The sequence below is a fragment of the Streptococcus sp. 4094 genome (assembly GCF_013277125.1).
In the GTDB taxonomy this organism is placed as follows: domain Bacteria; phylum Bacillota; class Bacilli; order Lactobacillales; family Streptococcaceae; genus Streptococcus.
The window spans coordinates 82,460-83,138 of record NZ_VMMI01000014.1 but is presented as its reverse complement, the minus strand read 5'-3'; the positions used below and the strand labels follow the sequence as shown (position 1 = coordinate 83,138).

The 679-nt window shown below is 39.5% G+C and carries 1 protein-coding gene; it reads right to left on the bottom strand.

Going from position 1 to position 679, the window contains the following annotated elements:
* Positions 1 to 47: 47 nt before the first annotated feature.
* A complete protein-coding gene (locus tag HT721_RS04740) occupies positions 48 to 638 on the bottom strand; it encodes a 3'-5' exonuclease (protein WP_138704508.1) in 591 nt (196 codons plus the stop codon).
* Positions 639 to 679: the final 41 nt, after the last annotated feature.

Genomic DNA, 679 nt, shown 5'->3' with positions numbered 1-679 from the left:
CTGTTTAAAACCCAATTTTTTAGGTTTTTCAGGTTTCATAGGCACTCCTAGTCAAATAATTGAGACAAGTCCAAGCCACCAAAAGGATTGTTTGATAAGCTACTTTCCGTCTCTAACAATTCTCTAGCTTGATCTGATTCTAGGAAGTACTCGTAAACACGCGCCGTCATCCGAGCATCTTCTAAACTATTATGGGACTGTCCTTGAAATCCGAGAAATGAGGCAACGGTTTGCAATTTGAGATTGGCAATACCGTGTAAATCCGAACTGCGACGTTCAAAAGCTTCATCATACAGATCCACCTTGTACTGCTGGCTATAGTCTAAACCATGCTCTGCTAGAATAGGCAAATCACTTTTAGCAGCATTGTAGCCTACCATGGGTAAAGAACCCACAAACTCTTGGAAATCTTTGATAACTTTCTCCACTGGTGGAGCATCTTTTAGAGTCTCAGCTGTAATCCCTGTCAATCCATTGATAAAACTCTTTAGAGGCACACTAGTATGAACATAGGAATCATAGGCGTCGATTTCCTGACCATCTCTAAAACGCACTGCCGATACTTGAATCAAGTGTGTTTGTCCTTCATGCTGATTAAATTCTAAGTCAAAAGCAATGTAATCTTCTAATCGTTCCATTATATACCTCTCCTATACTGTTATTTTATACTCTTCGAAAA

Excerpts from the sequence above, each read along its gene's own strand:
- HT721_RS04740 (WP_138704508.1), bottom strand. The coding sequence starts at position 638 with ATGGAACGATTAGAAGATTACATTGCTTTTGACTTAGAATTTAATCAG.